This is a genomic window from Bradyrhizobium sp. ORS 285 (assembly GCF_900176205.1).
Taxonomy (GTDB): Bacteria; Pseudomonadota; Alphaproteobacteria; order Rhizobiales; family Xanthobacteraceae; genus Bradyrhizobium.
On sequence record NZ_LT859959.1, the window covers coordinates 3037986 to 3051610 of the forward strand.

Sequence of the window (13625 nt, forward strand, 5' to 3'; positions counted from 1 at the left end):
CATGGCTGACGCTGCCGCCGTTCGTCCTGCCTCGACCGTGCTGCTGCTGCGCGACAGCGCAGCGGCTCGCGAGATCCAACTGTTCATGATGGTGCGTCACCATCAGATCGAGTTCAATTCGGGCGCCCTGGTGTTTCCAGGCGGCAGCGTCGACAAGGGCGATCAGGAGATCGCCGGCAATCCTGAGCTCTATGCCGGCGATGAGGGCCTCGGCGTCGAGGCGCTCGGCTTCCGGATTGCCGGGGTGCGTGAGACGTTCGAGGAGAGCGGCATCCTGCTGGCGCGGGCCAGGGGCTCCGGCACGCTGATCGATGCAGCCAGCGCACGCGAGATCGAGGCGGCGCACCGCCTGGCGCTGTGCGAGAGCAAGATCAGCTTCCGCGAGGTGATCGAGGCGCATGGCCTGGTGCTGGCGCTGGATGCGCTCGTGCCTTACGCGCATTGGATCACGCCCGAGGGCATGCCCAAGCGCTTCGACACCTGGTTCTTCCTGGCGGCTGCGCCACCGGACCAGCTCGGCGCCCATGACGGCCGGGAATCGACCGACTCGATCTGGGTGTCGCCGCGCGAGGCGCTCGCCGGCGGCGAGGACGGCCGCTTCAAGCTGCCATTCCCGACCACGCGCAACCTGATCCGGCTCGGCAAGCAGCCGGCGGTTGCCGACGCGCTGGCTGCGGCGCGCGCCATGGACATCGTGACCGTGATGCCGATCATGACCAAGACCGCGGATGGCGGCCGCGAGCTGCGCATTCCGCGCGAAGCCGGCTATGATGGCGAGGTGTTCGCGTTCGGTGCGGCTGGTTAACCGCACAGATTATTTTTCGTCCGGCGGGTCGCCTGGACGATCGTTGTTCCTAATTTGTTCTGTTGGCCGCGCGGCGGCTCGTATATACTGCGGTTCCGACCATCGGATCCCATGAGTAAAAACGTTGATTTCGGCCTCGCCTGTGATCGCCTCCGATCCCTCACGATCGGACGGATGATCTTTGGCAGCTTTTTGCTGCTGCTCGCCGTCATCACCGCCACCAGCATGGCGAGCGTCATCGCCATCCGCCACATCGACTCCACCTTTGCCGAGTTGCAGCGGCTGCAGGGCGTCGGCGATCTCGCCGAGGAGATCGATCAGCGCATGAATGAGCTGCGGCTCGCCGCGCGCGACTTCGTCACCGATCCCGGCTCGCGCTCCGACCGCGTGATGGAGGCGGCGACCGAGCTCAGCGCGCTCCTGAAGAAGACGCGGCTGCAACTGGCGCCGGAGCAGCAGGCGACCATCGATGGCGTCTCGCAGCGGCTGGCGAATTATCGCGAGGGCATCGACCGGATCAGTGCGCTGATCGCACAGCGCGCCGAGCTGCTGTCAGGACTGCCAGCCGCGCGCGAGGGTTTTGAGGCGGCGATCGCCGGTGTTACCGATCGTGGCACGGCGCGAGCCTTGTTCCAGGTGCAGAACCAGGTCGGAGCGGCGCTGCTGGCGCGTGATCCCGCCGGCGCCGAGCAGGCGGCCCGCAGCATGCGCGCGCTGCCGATCGAGGATGCCAATTTGCGGGCGGCCGTGGACCGCTATGCCCAAGCGATCATCGCGATCTCCGGCACCGAGGACGAGATTGCACGGCTCGACAAGGAGGTGCTCGGCATCGAGGGCCGGCTGATCGGCCGCGTCACCGAGCTGTTGCGCGCACTGAGCGCCAGCCAGGGCAAGGTGCTGTCGCGCGACTTCGCCCGCACGCTCGCGGAAACGAAGTGGCAGAGCATCATCTTCGGCACATCGGGCGTGCTGATCGGCATCTTTGCCGCGTGGTTCGTGGTGCGTCGGACGGTGAAGCCGCTCGCTTCCATCGCGCGCTCGATCCGGGCGCTGGCGGCCGGCGAGAAGGCGACCTCGATTCCGCAGACCGACGTCCAGAACGAGATCGGCGACATCGCGCGTGCCGCCGAAGTGTTCCGGCAGACGCTGCAGGACGCCGATGCCGCCCGCGAGGCGGCGGTGCGTGCGCTCGCCGAGCAGCGGCTCGCCGAGGAGAGCTATCGCAAGCTGTTCGAAGCCTCGATCGACGGCATCTATGTGACCACCCCGAGCGGCCTCGTGCTCAACGCCAACCCGGCGCTGGCGCGCATCATGGGCTACGAGTCCCCGAGCGAGCTGATCCAGGGCGTCAACGACATCGCCGACACGATCTATGTCCACCCGCTGGCGCGCGAGCGCTACCAGCGGCTGATGCGGCGCGACGGCATGGTGCGCGAGTTCGAATATCAGGTGCGCCGGCGCAATGGCGAGATCCGCTGGCTGTCGGACAGCGCCACCGTGGTGCGCGACGAGAGCGGCGAGGTCGTCCGCTACGAAGGCGTGGTCCGCGACATCACCGATCAGAAACGCGCGGAAGATGCGATCGCGGAAGGGCGGCGATTGCTGCAGCAGGTCATCGACACCGTGCCGGCGGTGATCAACGTCAAGGATCGCGAGCTGCGCTATGTGCTGATGAACCGCTACATGGCCGGCATCTTCAACGTCGAGCCCGAGGATGCGCTGGGGCGCACCACGGGCGAGCTGATGTCGCGCTATGGCGCAAGCAAGACCGATTCCAACGACAAGCGTGTGCTGGCGACGAAGGACGGACTGGGCTTCTACGAGGAAGAATATCTGGATTCCAGCAACGTGATGCGGCAGTGGCTGGTCAACAAGCTGCCGCTGCTCGATGCCGACGGCGAGGTCGACAAGATCGTTACCGTGGCGCTCGACATCGGCGAGCGCAAGAAGAGCGAGCACGAGATGCGCAAGGCGAAGGAGGCGGCCGAGACCGCGCTCCGGAACCTGCGCGACACCCAGGCCTCGCTGATCGAGGCGGAGAAACTCGCTGCGCTCGGACGCATGGTCGCGGGCGTCGCGCATGAGGTCAACAATCCCGTCGGCATCAGCCTGACGGTGGCCTCCGCGCTCGAGCGCAAGACCGATCTGTTCAGCGAGGCGGTGACGCGCGGCGAGCTCCGGCGCTCCAGCCTCAACGAGTTCATCGACACCAGCCGCAATGCAGCCGCCCAGCTGGTCGCCAATCTCAATCGCGCGGCCGAGCTGATTCAGTCGTTCAAGCAAGTCGCGGCGGATCGCAACTACTCGGACCAGCGCAGTTTCGATCTGGCCGATCTCACCGAGCAGGTGGTGATGAGTCTGCGCCCGGGCGTGCGTAGACAGAACCTGACGATCAATGTCGATTGCCAGCCCAATCTGGTGATGAACAGCTATCCCGGCCCCTATGGTCAGGTTCTGACCAACCTGTTCCTCAACGCCGTCGCGCATGCATTCCCAGACGGGCGCAGCGGAGTGATCGAGATCCGGGCGCGCGAGTCCGGGCGCGACAATGTCGAGATCATCTTTTCTGACAATGGCTGCGGCATGTCGCTCGACGTCCGCCGCCGCGCCTTCGATCCGTTCTTCACGACGCGCCGCGACCAGGGCGGCACGGGGCTCGGGCTGCACATCGTCTACAACATCGTCACCAACAGGCTGGGTGGCCGGCTCGATCTCGACACCGAGCCTGGCGCGGGCACACGCGTTCAGATCATCCTCCCGCGGACGGCGCCGCTGGAGCAGGCGGCGGAGTAGTCTGACGGGCTGAACATGGATGGGACTGAACGACGTCGATCTCCGGATTGACTCTCACGAAGCCGCGATCGAATCGAATCTGGCCCGGTTGATGCATCGCCATCCGCGCACCCTGGGGTGGTGCAGGAGCCAGATGGAAATGAGCAAATGGATCGTGTCCCGCGGCCATGCGCCGCATCGCGCTGATTGTTCGGCTGTCAGTCACCTCGGTTCGAGGCGACAGGAATCCGGACGCTGGAAGCCTCCCATCCAGGTCACGGGCGCCGCGCTGCTGATCGCGCTCGCTACGCCAATCCAGGCGCGCGATCGCGGTCAATGGGCGAACTCATCGCCGGAGATCAAGGCGTGGTTCGACGGCCTGCGCAGCGGCAAGGGCCCGTGCTGCTCCGATGCCGACGGCAGCGCCGTCAGCGATGTCGATTGGGAGAGCAAAGGCGGCCACTATCGTGTGCGCATCGAAGGCGAATGGCTCGACGTTCCCGACGATGCCGTGATCACCGAGCCCAACCGCGTCGGCCGCACCATGGTCTGGCCGATGCGCGGCTATCAGGGCCTCTCGATCCGTTGCTTCATGCCCGGCAGCATGACGTAGTGGAGAGCCGCGGCGTCTCAGACGTATTTCTTGTCGCGCTCCAGCAGCTCGATGGAGATGCCCTCGGGACCGCGGATGAAGCAGATGCGCACGCCGGGGCGGATCGTGGTCGGCTCGGTCGTGAAGGTGACGCCCTTGGCCTTCAGCTCGGCCGCCGCGGCGTCGATGTCCTTCACGGTGAGGCCGAAATGATCGAGGCCCCGGTGGGGCGTCTCGGGCGCCGCATTGACGCCGTCGCCAGGCTCGACCTTGGCAATGAACACGCTGGCGCCGCCAAGTTTGACGTCGATGCGGCCGGGATGGCGGACGATCTCGCCGCCGAGAACCTCGTGCAGCCAGTTGGCGGTCGCTTCCGGATCCGGGCTGCGCAGATGAATATGGTCCCAGGTGACGTTCAACATCGTCTTAGAGCTTTCCAAAGAGTGAACCGTGGCCGAAGCGGCGGCGTTACCGATGCGGCGGCAATGACGCGCATGTCTACCGGCTCGCTGCCGCCGACACCAGTCCGGCAAACGAACGGTATCGGGGCCTGCCCTCCAATTGTCGGCTTTGCATGAGACGCTGGCGATGTTTGCCGAAGGAGGCTTTCAGATGCCCGAGCGGGCAGCCGATGGTGCAGACATGAGTGCGGGTCTCTCTCGTTTGCTGAGGCGCAAGCTCGGCGGGACGCCTGCGCGCCGGCGGTCGGACGCTCATCTTCCTTTGGGAACGGCTTCACTTGGTTTAGGGGCGCTCGCGCTCGTCGTGTTCGGCACGGTCGGCTGGCTGATCGTGACCGGTGACGAAGGCGAGATCGCCGACGGCAGTCTTGCGCGGCTCACGTTGGACAGTTCGAGCAGACAATATCAAGACGATGAGGATGGCACGGAGCCATCCCGCGGGTTCTCGTCGGTGGTGCCCGGCGGATCCAGCGCCTACCTCTCTTCATCATCCGCGGTCAGCGCGGTCCCGAGTCTCATGGACGCGAATGCCAGCCTTGCGCCCGCGATGCCGGGGCCGCCGGTGGGGCTCGATCCTGCCGTTCTGTCCGGCCTGCGCATCAGTTCCCAATCCTGGCGGCGCGGCGGGCTGGGATCGAAGGCGCTCGTCACCTTCACCTTGCGAAATGCCAATAGCTTCGCAATCAAGGACGTCGAGATCAGCTGCGCCTTTAGCCGGCGCGATGGCAGCCAGGTGACCGAGCGCCGCCGGGTCGTTCCGGGCGAGATCCGGCCGCAGAGCCGCAGGACCTTCGCCTCGGTCCATGTCGGATTTGTCAACGTTAATGCCAGCTCGGCCAAATGCGCGCTGGTTGCAGCGACGAAAATCTAATTATGTCGCGCTAGTTTCCCGCGGTCCTTGAACCGGATCGGTCGCCTCGGGAACATACTGTCATTGTCATCCGTTAGGTGGATGGTCGGCTCGGGGTGGGCCGACGGAGCGGTAAATTATGCCTATCTTGCGCTACTTTCTGTTTGTCGGCGGTGCCCTGTTTGCGTTGCTGGTCCTCGCGGACGCCGTGCTTCCGAGTGTGCCACTGCCGGCGAACCTCACATCGGCCTCGGACCTTCCTCCAGTTCGGATCCAGTCGGCACGCAAGTGGCCCGAGCGGATCGTGATGGATACGTCGATCGCCCCTCCGGCGTCCGTGGCGCTTGCGAAGTTGGAACAGCCCGCCCCGGCGGCCACAGCAGAACTGCCGAAGACGGAGCCCTCCAAGACCAGTGCTCGCGACGCCTACGCGCAGATGAGCAGGGCCGGGACCGGCCCGTCGGCCGCAACGCCGAAGGCGTCCGAAAAACCTCACGCCACGAGACTTTCCGAGGCTAGCGCGAGAGCCGCGGAGACCAAGAAGCGGAAGAGTGCAAAGGCTCCTCCAGGAAGGCCAATGATCTTGGTCGCCCAGCAGCCGCATTTTGGCCTGTTCGGCTCGACCTGGTAGTTTGGAAGCGGCCGTCTCGCTCAATCCAGCCGAGAGCGTTGGCAATCGCCTCCGGCTGGCACTGCTCGTCGACCACGCAGTTTCCTGCCGCCAGACTGCCTTGATCTTGCGCAAAGTGCGCTCCCTCCGGAGCGCCTAGCGTCACCTCAATGGGACCCGGGGCGTGTTGCCCGGGCACCCACGGAGACGCTGTATGACCACCACCCCTCCCAACCTCTCGATCTCGCCGGAGAAGGTCGCCTTCGTCGTAACGAAGGTGCATCAATATGAAATGGAAGCGGCCGAGCCGGAGCTGCTGGCAGATCTGACCGACGATGACTCTGCTCCCGGGACAGGTGGACGCGGTGCGACAACGGACCGATCCGAGCTCGTCAGCTTCATCAGGGGCCTGAACGTCGACGAGCAGATCGACCTGGTCGCGCTGATGTGGTTGGGCCGCGGCGACGGCTCGCTCGAGAACTGGGATGAGCTGCGCGCGCAGGCCGCGCAGGCTCACAACAACCGCACGGCCACCTATCTGATCGAGACGCCGATGCTTGGTGATTATCTCGAGGAGGCTCTGTCCGAATTCGGCCTCTCTCTGGAAGATTTTGAGGAAAGCCTCTAGCGCGCGATCGGCGCTGCCTCCGCTGCGCCGCCGACGGCCCTGGAAGATGAATTGAAGTTTCCCGGCTTCCATTGGCGGGGACTTCCGTTCGACCCTGCGTTGGGGTCACGAAGATGGAGTTGGCTCATGGACAAGATGAAGGTCGGAACCGGTGATTGGATCGTCGTTTGCGACGGTCGCAAAGCGCTGATCCTCGAGAACGTCGGCGACAGCATGTTTCCGAACCTGCACACCAAGGAGGTGCATGAGCATGAGAACGACCGCACGAGCGCGCAGGGCTCCGACGCGCCCGGCTCGGTTCAGCAATCGTTCGGCCACGCCCGAAGCTCAGTCGAGCAGACGGACTGGCATGATCAGGCCGAGCGGGCCTTTCTGAAGCAGATCGCCGACCGCCTGCATCACGCCGTCCTGGCTGGCGAAACCAAGGGCGTGACGATGGTGGCCTCGCCGCGTGCCCTCGGAATGATCCGCGCCGATTATTCCGACGCGGTGCGCAGGGTCCTGCATGGCGAGGTCCACAAGGATCTGGTCAAGCTGCCGGTCTATGAAATCGAGAAACAGCTGCTGGCTTGAGCAGCGGGCCTATTCAAGTGAGACGTCAATGATCTCGCTCGTCGCTCGCGAGCGGGATCAATGCGCGTTTTCCAGTGACGATGTGGTTTCCGGCACATCCGGCACCAGGCTCGCGTCGCGGTGCACGGCATCTTTTTCCACGATCTCATAGCCACAGTCTTCCAGCCAGGCGATGAGACGATCTGCCATGGCGTAGTCCCAGGTCGGGTAGGAACGGGCGATGACTTGACGCGGTGTGAGCTTGCGAGACATTCGTCCTCCTTTTGTCGCCACCTGATACGCCGGATCAATTTCGGCTTCGGCGCGTATTCAACACTGGGAGTCTCAGCCCGTTCCTGACTCAGCCCGCAAGAGGGTAGACTTGCGAGCGACAGGGACAGATCTGGTCAGCAGGCGTTGACAACGTTCGGATGCAACTCGTCGGCCGAGAGCGCTGCGGCATCAAGCTCCTGCCTCTTTTCGACGATTTCGTACCCGCAATGATCGAGCCAGGCGATGAGACGGTCGGCCATGGCGTAATCCCAGCTGGGGTACGATCTGGCGATGACTTCGCGTGCAGTGAATTTTCGAGCCATGATGTCGACCTGTTTGAGCGCCTCGCCCCAATCCACCCGAAGCTGTCGCCACTTCGCGGTGGAAATCGGTTCTTTTCGTTACGTTTGATGTCGAGATATGACTTTTAGCTTTCGGCCCCGCCCAGCCTCCGCCGTCTCTGTCGAATATGGTGAAAACCTTCTGGCCGCGTGACCCATTTCGGCGGGAGCTTGTGGCGTAGTCGTGCAGAGAACGGGGCCGGTTCGTGATTGGTGGCGCGGTGTTTCGTCACAGGACCGTAGGGCTACGTCGAAAAGCGCGTGCGTTCAGCCGCGTCGTTAGAGCGGGGGCCGCGGCCGGTCGTGGGAACGGAGCCGGACGATCGCGGTTTTCAGCCGGGGCTTTCAGCCGCGCCGACGTTTAGCTCTGAGCCGGTGAAAATGGAGTGAAGCAATGAGGCTCGTGTATGTTGTCATGTTGCTCATGGCCATCGTAGCGTCAGCGGGGCCCACGCTTGCCAACGAATCCTGTGGTCCGGGCTGTCATGTCGCGCCCAATGGCGGCTGCGTGGTGAATGGCTGGGAGTCGGGAGCTCCCCTGTGGAATGAGTGCCCTGCAGGTGCGCGGCCGAGGCCGCCATGCGGCGCAGCATTCAAGTGGAGCCGGCAAGCAAGGGCCTGCATCATCAAGTGACCAAAGCTCCATCACGCAGAGCGGAGTGGATCGTTGGCAAGCAGGACGGTGGCTCGAACTCAGGAGGGCCAGAGAGCGCCGAGCTACAAGGTCTGGATGTCCAGCGTAAAAAGTCGCTGCTCGGAGGCATGTTCCGAGTGGGCCAGCACCTGCTCCAGCAGTGCGATGACCGCCGTTGCCCGGTCGCCGGCATTGGTGTCGTCGAAGCTCGTAGCCGCGAGCACCGAGCCGTTGACTTCGCATACCGCCTTGATCTGAACAATCACCTGTTGCCTCCCATGCTCCGAGGTCGGATGCCGGGAGACTGGCAGCAATCTTCTTAAATGCGCGCAAAATGTTCCGGATAAACCGGAGGTATTATTGGACGGATGTCCGTTCATTGCGATCGGCCCAGGGGCCACTTTCCAAGCTCAGCTCACTTTGGCTTGGATCACCTCCCGCGGCGCGCTGCTTCCCAACGCGCGCCGGATCCACGCTCGTCCTCGGGCCTCGATAAGTATATAGGAGATCAAGGCGACCGCTGTCGCGATCCCAACGAAGAGGGCCAGCCGGATCACCAGCTCGACAAAGCCGGGCTGGTTGGACTTGCCGATCATTGCAAGGCGGATCAGGAAAGGGTGCAGCAGGTAGATCGAATAGCTGCATTCTCCGCCGATGATCAAAGCCCGGGATGACAGCCAGCGGGCCCTGCCGTAACGGCTGGTTGCGACGAAGAGGATCGAGAACGCGGAAATCTCTATCATCCGCACGGCGAGCTCGATCGAGAACGACAAGCCGGGCAGTCGCGGCTGCAAGAACATCAGCACGGGGGCGCAGGCCAAGCCCGTGAGGGATAGCCAGACCAGCCAGGTCACGCGTTGGAGCTCTGCAGGACCAGGCTCGGCGAGAGCACGGTTCTGGTAGATCATCGCCGCGAAGCACCCGGCCAGAAACTGCGCCACGTGAAGGTAGGGGGCGTAGTAGGTGAGCCACTGCATTCCGCCGTGTTGGAGGCTCGGCACGACAGCTTGAAGGACCGTCGGGCCGAACGTGAAGAAGGCAGCGATGGTCAGCGCAAAGGCGAGGATGTTCGCGACCGCAAGCCATATCACCGTCGACAGGCGGGTGATGCCGGCCAGCAGGAAACAGATGAACGGAAACAGCAGATAGAAGAACAGCTCGACGCTGATCGACCAGAGGTGCTGCAGCGCCGGGACGACGGCGACCAGCATCGTGCCGTTCTGCACCGGAAACCAGGCCTGTGTCATCGTCAGGATGAAGCCGAGAGAGGGGGCCGAGAGCCCTCGGGCGATCATCAGGTAGGTGACGATGGCAAGGACGACGACGGCGTACATGGGATACAGCCGGGCGAAGCGCGCGATCGCGAACTCGCGAAGAGCGTCTCCCACCGGCTGGGTCTGAAAACGTCGGGCGTAATTGAGCCAGAGAACGAAGCCGCTCAGCACGAAAAACATGGTCATGCCGATGCTGCTGACCTGCGCGATCAGCTCCGCCGGCCAACCGTGCCCCAGAGAGGGCGCGCCGTGACCGATTGCGACCGTCGCAGCGGCGATAAAGCGCAGGCCGGTGAGTGAGCCGATGAACCGCTGATCATTCACGTGGAGACGTCGTCCTGGCATTCCGGAACAGGCGGCAGGCTAACGCACAGAGCCACCGGAACAAGGCCTGGCGCGCTCGGAGAGATTCGAACTCCCGACCCTCGGAATCGAAATCCGATGCTCTATCCAGCTGAGCTACGAGCGCGCGTGACGGACCATCGTCCGCACGAATCCCGATATCAGACTTGCACGGCCAAGGCCAGTCTCGTGGGCCAATGTCATGGGGCCTGAGAACGCTCCCGTCGCGCAGCCTGCCTCAGAAGCAGGGATGGCGGCGGCGGTCCTGGCCGATATAGGCCGCCGCGCTCTGGTAGCAATGGTTGGTCGACGGACCGTCGTAGAACCCAAAGGTGCCTGGCAGCGGGCCTGGACCATAATTGTGAAGGAAGCTGATCGCGTAGGGCAGGCCGTGGTGATGGTGCTGGCGGTGATGCCGATGGTGGCCTCGGGCCTCCGACGTGACGGGTGCGAGAGCGGCGGCGGCCACGATCAAGGCGATGGCTGATGATGCGAGCTTGCTCATGTCTTTTCTCCGAAACCGCCGCTAAGGCGAGGTATTGGACCGACAATCTAACTTCGAAGCGTCGGAAAAGGTGCGTCAAAGCGGCCGTTATGTCAAAATTTTGGCCTTTTCCGCGGGCTTAACGAATCCGTGACAGCGTCGGGCCGCTGCTGTGGGTCTCCAGCGCCCTGTCGCAACTCCGCCCAGATGAGACCGGGTTTTCCGCCCCGCCGATGAACCGCCTGATCCCCTGCGTCGTGCTTTCGCTGGTCGCCGCGACCCCGGCGCGTGCGGATCTGCACATCACACGCGATCACGGCGGTTACATCGAAGAGTACAAGGCCAAGTACCAGCATATCCGGGACACGCGTCAGCGCGTGATCATCGACGGCATCTGCAATTCCGCCTGCACGCTGGTCTTCGGCATCGTGCCGCTCAACAGGATCTGCGTCACGCCGAAAGCGAGCCTCGGTTTTCACCAGGCCTATTACGACAAGGCCTTCACTTTCGGTATCAAGGTCACCAGCTTCGAGGGCACATCCGAGCTGATGTCCTTTTATCCCGAGACGGTGAAGGATTGGATCCGGCGCAACGGCGGGCTCACCACCGAGATGAAGCGGATCACGAACGGCACGGACCTCTGGAAGATCGTCGATCCCTGTCCGGATTCCTGGTGAGCCGTCCTTAGCGCGGTCAGGGATCGCTGCGCTGCGCGGCGGGGGGCGTTCCTGTTGAGACCACGAGCACCGGCACCTCCGACGCGGCGAGGACCGCGGCGATCATGGCACCGAAGTCGAGGGCCGCGCCCTGCAACCGGTCGACGCCAAGGACGATCAGGTCAGACTTGATCTTCGAGGCTTCGGCCAGGATGGCGATATCAGGTCCGACGTCGGCATCGGCAACGGCCGTGGTCACATCGAGGTCGTAGCGGCGCGCGGCCGCCGCATTGTCCGCGAGAACCTGGTCGGCGCGGTCTTTCTCCTCGCTTGTACGCCGCTCGTCGGCGCTGCCCTGCGTCGTCGAGACATAGAGCAGATGCAGCCGGGCAGGCCCGACATGCGCCAGCGCAATCGCCACCTCGGCGCCGCCACGCGAGACGCCGCGCCCGGACACAGGCACCAGAATGCAGGCATCGCGCTGCGGCGCAGGACCGTCGGACGCTGCCGCCGGCGCAAGAGCAAGCGCCAGCGGGCCGTGGAAACCGGACGCGATCTCCTCGCAGGCCTCACTGAACCGGCCCTGCGGTGTCAGGCCGTCCTCGAGACCGATCAGCATCAGGTCGAAGCCCTTGCGCGCTTCGTTTTCGACCGCGTCGCGCAGGCCCGTTGTCGGTGTGAGCGTGGTCACATCGACGTCGACATTGCTCTCGGTCCGCTGAGCGCCTTGCTGTGCAGCGTCCTTGATGACGGCCTCGGACTGCAAAGGGCCGTCGACCGGGGCCCGGGCTACGTGCCGGATGCCTTCCACGTCGAGCACCGTGACCGGACGTCCGCCAGGGCCAGCCAGCAGTCCGGCGATGCGGGCGGCGAGCCGGCCGCTGCTGCTATCGTCAGCGGCCAGCAGCAGCCGCTCCAGGCCGCCGACGAAGCCGCTGCGCTCATGCGCCTCGCGCTCGAGCCGGGCCTGCTCGGAGCGGTCCGGCGGCAGCCGGCGCAGCGCAGCCCGTAGCATCGGCGGCATCGCCAGGGTGGTGAGGATCGCCATGGTGACGATCATCGTGAACAGCGGCTGGCTGAGCACGCCGATCGAGAGCCCGATCGAGGCGATGATGACCTCGGTCGAGCCGCGCGCATTCATGCCGCTGGCTAGCGCAAGCGACTCGCCCCGCGTCAGCCCGCCGAGCTTGCCGCCGGCCAGTGCGCCCGCGAACTTGCCGAGGCTTGCGATGACGACGAGCCCGGCGGTGAAGAGCAGCAGCTCGGGGGTGTGGAGCTGGATGAGGTCGGTACCGAGCCCGGCCAGGCCGAAGAACACGGGCATGAACAGGCTGGTGATCAGGCCGCGCAGCCGCTCGTCGATCTGCCGCGTCAGGATCGGGGATTCGCCCACCAGCACGCCGGTGACGAAGGCGCCGAGCACCGTGTGCACGCCGATCAAATGGGTGATGAGCGCCATTACGCTCATCAGCAGCAGGATGACCGTGACGACCGGCGAGGCGCTGACCAGGTGATCATTGGCAAGGCGGATCAGGATGGACACCAGGCGCCGCCCGACCGTGAAGCTCAGACCGAGGAACACCAGCGTTCCCAACACGGACTGCGTGATGCCGCGCAGGTCGAGGCTGCCGCGGGAGGCGAGGCTGAAGATGACCGCGATGATGATCCAGCCCAGCGTGTCGTCGATGATCGCCGAGGCGACGATGATCTGGCCGACGTTGCGGCGCATGAAGTTCATCTCGCGGACCACGACGGCGACGATCTTGACCGATGAGATCGACAGCGCGGTGCCCAGAAACAGCGACGCGACCAGCCGCGCCTCGGGATGCGGAAGTAGCATCTCCGGCATCCATTGGCCGAGGGCGAAGCCGCAGGCGAAGGGGACGGCGATGCCGAACACTGAAATCGTCAGAGCGGGGCGGCCGACCTTGCGCACCAGCTTGAGGTCGACCTCCATGCCGGTGAGCAGCAGTAGCAACAGGATGCCGAACTGCGCGAGGCCCTCGATCATGGCCTGCTGGGCCGGCTCGTGCGGGAAGATCGCGGCTTGAGCCGAAGGCCACAGCCAGCCGAGCAGCGAGGGCCCGAGCAGCAGGCCGCCCAAGAGCTCGCCGAGTACCGAGGGCTGGCCGATGCGCTGCATCAGCTCGCCGAGGCCGCGGCCGACGCCGATCAGCAGGGCGACCTGGATCAGCAGCAGAACCTCGGAGCCGTGACCGGCTGCGCCAGCCTCGGCATGGGCTGCAGACACGGGCAGGGCGACGAACAGGCCAGTCCAGACGAGTGGTCGCCGCCACGCTTTGAGCGGCCAGCGCGCGATCAACCGGCGCCCACTCTGCCCTTGCCCCATC

Annotated in this window: 15 protein-coding genes and 1 tRNA gene; 8 read left to right on the plus strand and 8 right to left on the minus strand. The window is 64.7% G+C overall.

Annotated elements, in window-relative coordinates; all coding sequences use genetic code 11:
* The first annotated feature begins 1 nt into the window (after window position 1).
* The 3 genes from BRAD285_RS13695 to BRAD285_RS13705 all read left to right on the plus strand — a co-directional run bounded on the left by BRAD285_RS13695 (window position 2) and on the right by BRAD285_RS13705 (window position 4190).
* Window positions 2–805: a hypothetical protein gene (locus BRAD285_RS13695; protein WP_006612566.1), complete on the plus strand. Its 804-nt coding sequence runs from the start codon at window positions 2–4 to the stop codon at window positions 803–805.
* 111 nt (window positions 806–916) lie between these two features.
* Window positions 917–3598 carry a PAS domain-containing protein gene (locus BRAD285_RS13700; RefSeq protein ID WP_006612567.1) on the plus strand — a complete coding sequence of 894 codons (2682 nt, stop codon included), beginning with the start codon at window positions 917–919 and terminating at the stop codon, window positions 3596–3598.
* A 139-nt stretch (window positions 3599–3737) separates the two neighbouring features.
* Window positions 3738–4190 carry a hypothetical protein gene (locus tag BRAD285_RS13705; protein ID WP_035646878.1) on the plus strand — a complete coding sequence of 151 codons (453 nt, stop codon included), beginning with the start codon at window positions 3738–3740 and terminating at the stop codon, window positions 4188–4190.
* Window positions 4191–4207: 17 nt separating this feature from the next.
* Here BRAD285_RS13705 and BRAD285_RS13710 read toward each other — a convergent pair whose 3' ends face one another.
* Entirely contained in the window at window positions 4208–4591 is a 384-nt protein-coding gene (locus tag BRAD285_RS13710; protein ID WP_006612569.1) for a VOC family protein, read from the minus strand.
* Window positions 4592–4781: 190 nt separating this feature from the next.
* Between BRAD285_RS13710 and BRAD285_RS13715 the strand changes: the two genes are divergently transcribed.
* From BRAD285_RS13715 to BRAD285_RS13730, 3 genes are all read left to right on the plus strand, one after another.
* Window positions 4782–5501 (plus strand): hypothetical protein, encoded by a 720-nt coding sequence (locus BRAD285_RS13715; protein ID WP_035646880.1) that lies wholly within the window; start codon window positions 4782–4784, stop codon window positions 5499–5501.
* 803 nt (window positions 5502–6304) lie between these two features.
* The gene (locus BRAD285_RS13725) at window positions 6305–6718 is read left to right on the plus strand and encodes a DUF3775 domain-containing protein (RefSeq protein ID WP_006612572.1); all 414 of its coding nucleotides are present in this window, start codon (window positions 6305–6307) and stop codon (window positions 6716–6718) included.
* A gap of 126 nt (window positions 6719–6844) precedes the next feature.
* Window positions 6845–7291: a host attachment protein gene (locus BRAD285_RS13730; protein WP_006612573.1), complete on the plus strand. Its 447-nt coding sequence runs from the start codon at window positions 6845–6847 to the stop codon at window positions 7289–7291.
* 57 nt (window positions 7292–7348) lie between these two features.
* Here BRAD285_RS13730 and BRAD285_RS13735 read toward each other — a convergent pair whose 3' ends face one another.
* Together BRAD285_RS13735 and BRAD285_RS13740 are read right to left on the minus strand one after the other, a co-directional pair.
* Window positions 7349–7543 carry a hypothetical protein gene (locus BRAD285_RS13735; RefSeq protein ID WP_006612574.1) on the minus strand — a complete coding sequence of 65 codons (195 nt, stop codon included), beginning with the start codon at window positions 7541–7543 and terminating at the stop codon, window positions 7349–7351.
* 134 nt (window positions 7544–7677) lie between these two features.
* Window positions 7678–7803, minus strand: coding sequence for a hypothetical protein (locus BRAD285_RS13740; protein WP_371507584.1), 126 nt, complete (start codon window positions 7801–7803; stop codon window positions 7678–7680).
* Window positions 7804–8308: 505 nt separating this feature from the next.
* Between BRAD285_RS13740 and BRAD285_RS36685 the strand changes: the two genes are divergently transcribed.
* Window positions 8309–8518 (plus strand): GCG_CRPN prefix-to-repeats domain-containing protein, encoded by a 210-nt coding sequence (locus BRAD285_RS36685; RefSeq protein ID WP_371507708.1) that lies wholly within the window; start codon window positions 8309–8311, stop codon window positions 8516–8518.
* 83 nt (window positions 8519–8601) lie between these two features.
* Here BRAD285_RS36685 and BRAD285_RS13750 read toward each other — a convergent pair whose 3' ends face one another.
* The 4 genes from BRAD285_RS13750 to BRAD285_RS13765 all read right to left on the minus strand — a co-directional run bounded on the left by BRAD285_RS13750 (window position 8602) and on the right by BRAD285_RS13765 (window position 10639).
* Complete coding sequence (locus BRAD285_RS13750) at window positions 8602–8784, minus strand: hypothetical protein (protein WP_035646870.1); 183 nt, start codon at window positions 8782–8784, stop codon at window positions 8602–8604.
* 144 nt (window positions 8785–8928) lie between these two features.
* Complete coding sequence (locus BRAD285_RS13755; protein ID WP_006612578.1) at window positions 8929–10116, minus strand: acyltransferase; 1188 nt, start codon at window positions 10114–10116, stop codon at window positions 8929–8931.
* 68 nt (window positions 10117–10184) lie between these two features.
* Window positions 10185–10261 (minus strand) — tRNA-Arg (locus BRAD285_RS13760).
* A 111-nt stretch (window positions 10262–10372) separates the two neighbouring features.
* On the minus strand, window positions 10373–10639 hold the full coding sequence (locus BRAD285_RS13765) for a hypothetical protein (protein ID WP_006612579.1): 267 nt from the start codon (window positions 10637–10639) through the stop codon (window positions 10373–10375).
* A gap of 212 nt (window positions 10640–10851) precedes the next feature.
* Here BRAD285_RS13765 and BRAD285_RS13770 point away from each other — a divergent pair, with 212 nt between their 5' ends.
* The gene (locus BRAD285_RS13770) at window positions 10852–11295 is read left to right on the plus strand and encodes a hypothetical protein (protein WP_006612580.1); all 444 of its coding nucleotides are present in this window, start codon (window positions 10852–10854) and stop codon (window positions 11293–11295) included.
* Between the two features lie 16 nt (window positions 11296–11311).
* On the opposite strand, the gene BRAD285_RS13775 is transcribed toward BRAD285_RS13770, so the two are convergent.
* On the minus strand, window positions 11312–13624 hold the full coding sequence (locus tag BRAD285_RS13775; protein WP_006612581.1) for a cation:proton antiporter: 2313 nt from the start codon (window positions 13622–13624) through the stop codon (window positions 11312–11314).
* Window position 13625 lies beyond the last annotated feature (1 nt).

Coding starts and splice junctions, on each gene's coding strand:
- BRAD285_RS13710 (WP_006612569.1), bottom strand. CDS start 4,591: ATGTTGAACGTCACCTGGGACCATATTCATCTGCGCAGCCCGGATCCG.
- BRAD285_RS13705 (WP_035646878.1), top strand. CDS start 3,738: ATGAGCAAATGGATCGTGTCCCGCGGCCATGCGCCGCATCGCGCTGAT.
- BRAD285_RS13770 (WP_006612580.1), top strand. CDS start 10,852: ATGAACCGCCTGATCCCCTGCGTCGTGCTTTCGCTGGTCGCCGCGACC.
- BRAD285_RS36685 (WP_371507708.1), top strand. CDS start 8,309: ATGGCCATCGTAGCGTCAGCGGGGCCCACGCTTGCCAACGAATCCTGT.
- BRAD285_RS13715 (WP_035646880.1), top strand. CDS start 4,782: ATGCCCGAGCGGGCAGCCGATGGTGCAGACATGAGTGCGGGTCTCTCT.
- BRAD285_RS13700 (WP_006612567.1), top strand. CDS start 917: ATGAGTAAAAACGTTGATTTCGGCCTCGCCTGTGATCGCCTCCGATCC.
- BRAD285_RS13730 (WP_006612573.1), top strand. CDS start 6,845: ATGGACAAGATGAAGGTCGGAACCGGTGATTGGATCGTCGTTTGCGAC.
- BRAD285_RS13695 (WP_006612566.1), top strand. CDS start 2: ATGGCTGACGCTGCCGCCGTTCGTCCTGCCTCGACCGTGCTGCTGCTG.
- BRAD285_RS13765 (WP_006612579.1), bottom strand. CDS start 10,639: ATGAGCAAGCTCGCATCATCAGCCATCGCCTTGATCGTGGCCGCCGCC.
- BRAD285_RS13725 (WP_006612572.1), top strand. CDS start 6,305: ATGACCACCACCCCTCCCAACCTCTCGATCTCGCCGGAGAAGGTCGCC.
- BRAD285_RS13775 (WP_006612581.1), bottom strand. CDS start 13,624: ATGGGGCAAGGGCAGAGTGGGCGCCGGTTGATCGCGCGCTGGCCGCTC.
- BRAD285_RS13740 (WP_371507584.1), bottom strand. CDS start 7,803: ATGGCCGACCGTCTCATCGCCTGGCTCGATCATTGCGGGTACGAAATC.
- BRAD285_RS13735 (WP_006612574.1), bottom strand. CDS start 7,543: ATGTCTCGCAAGCTCACACCGCGTCAAGTCATCGCCCGTTCCTACCCG.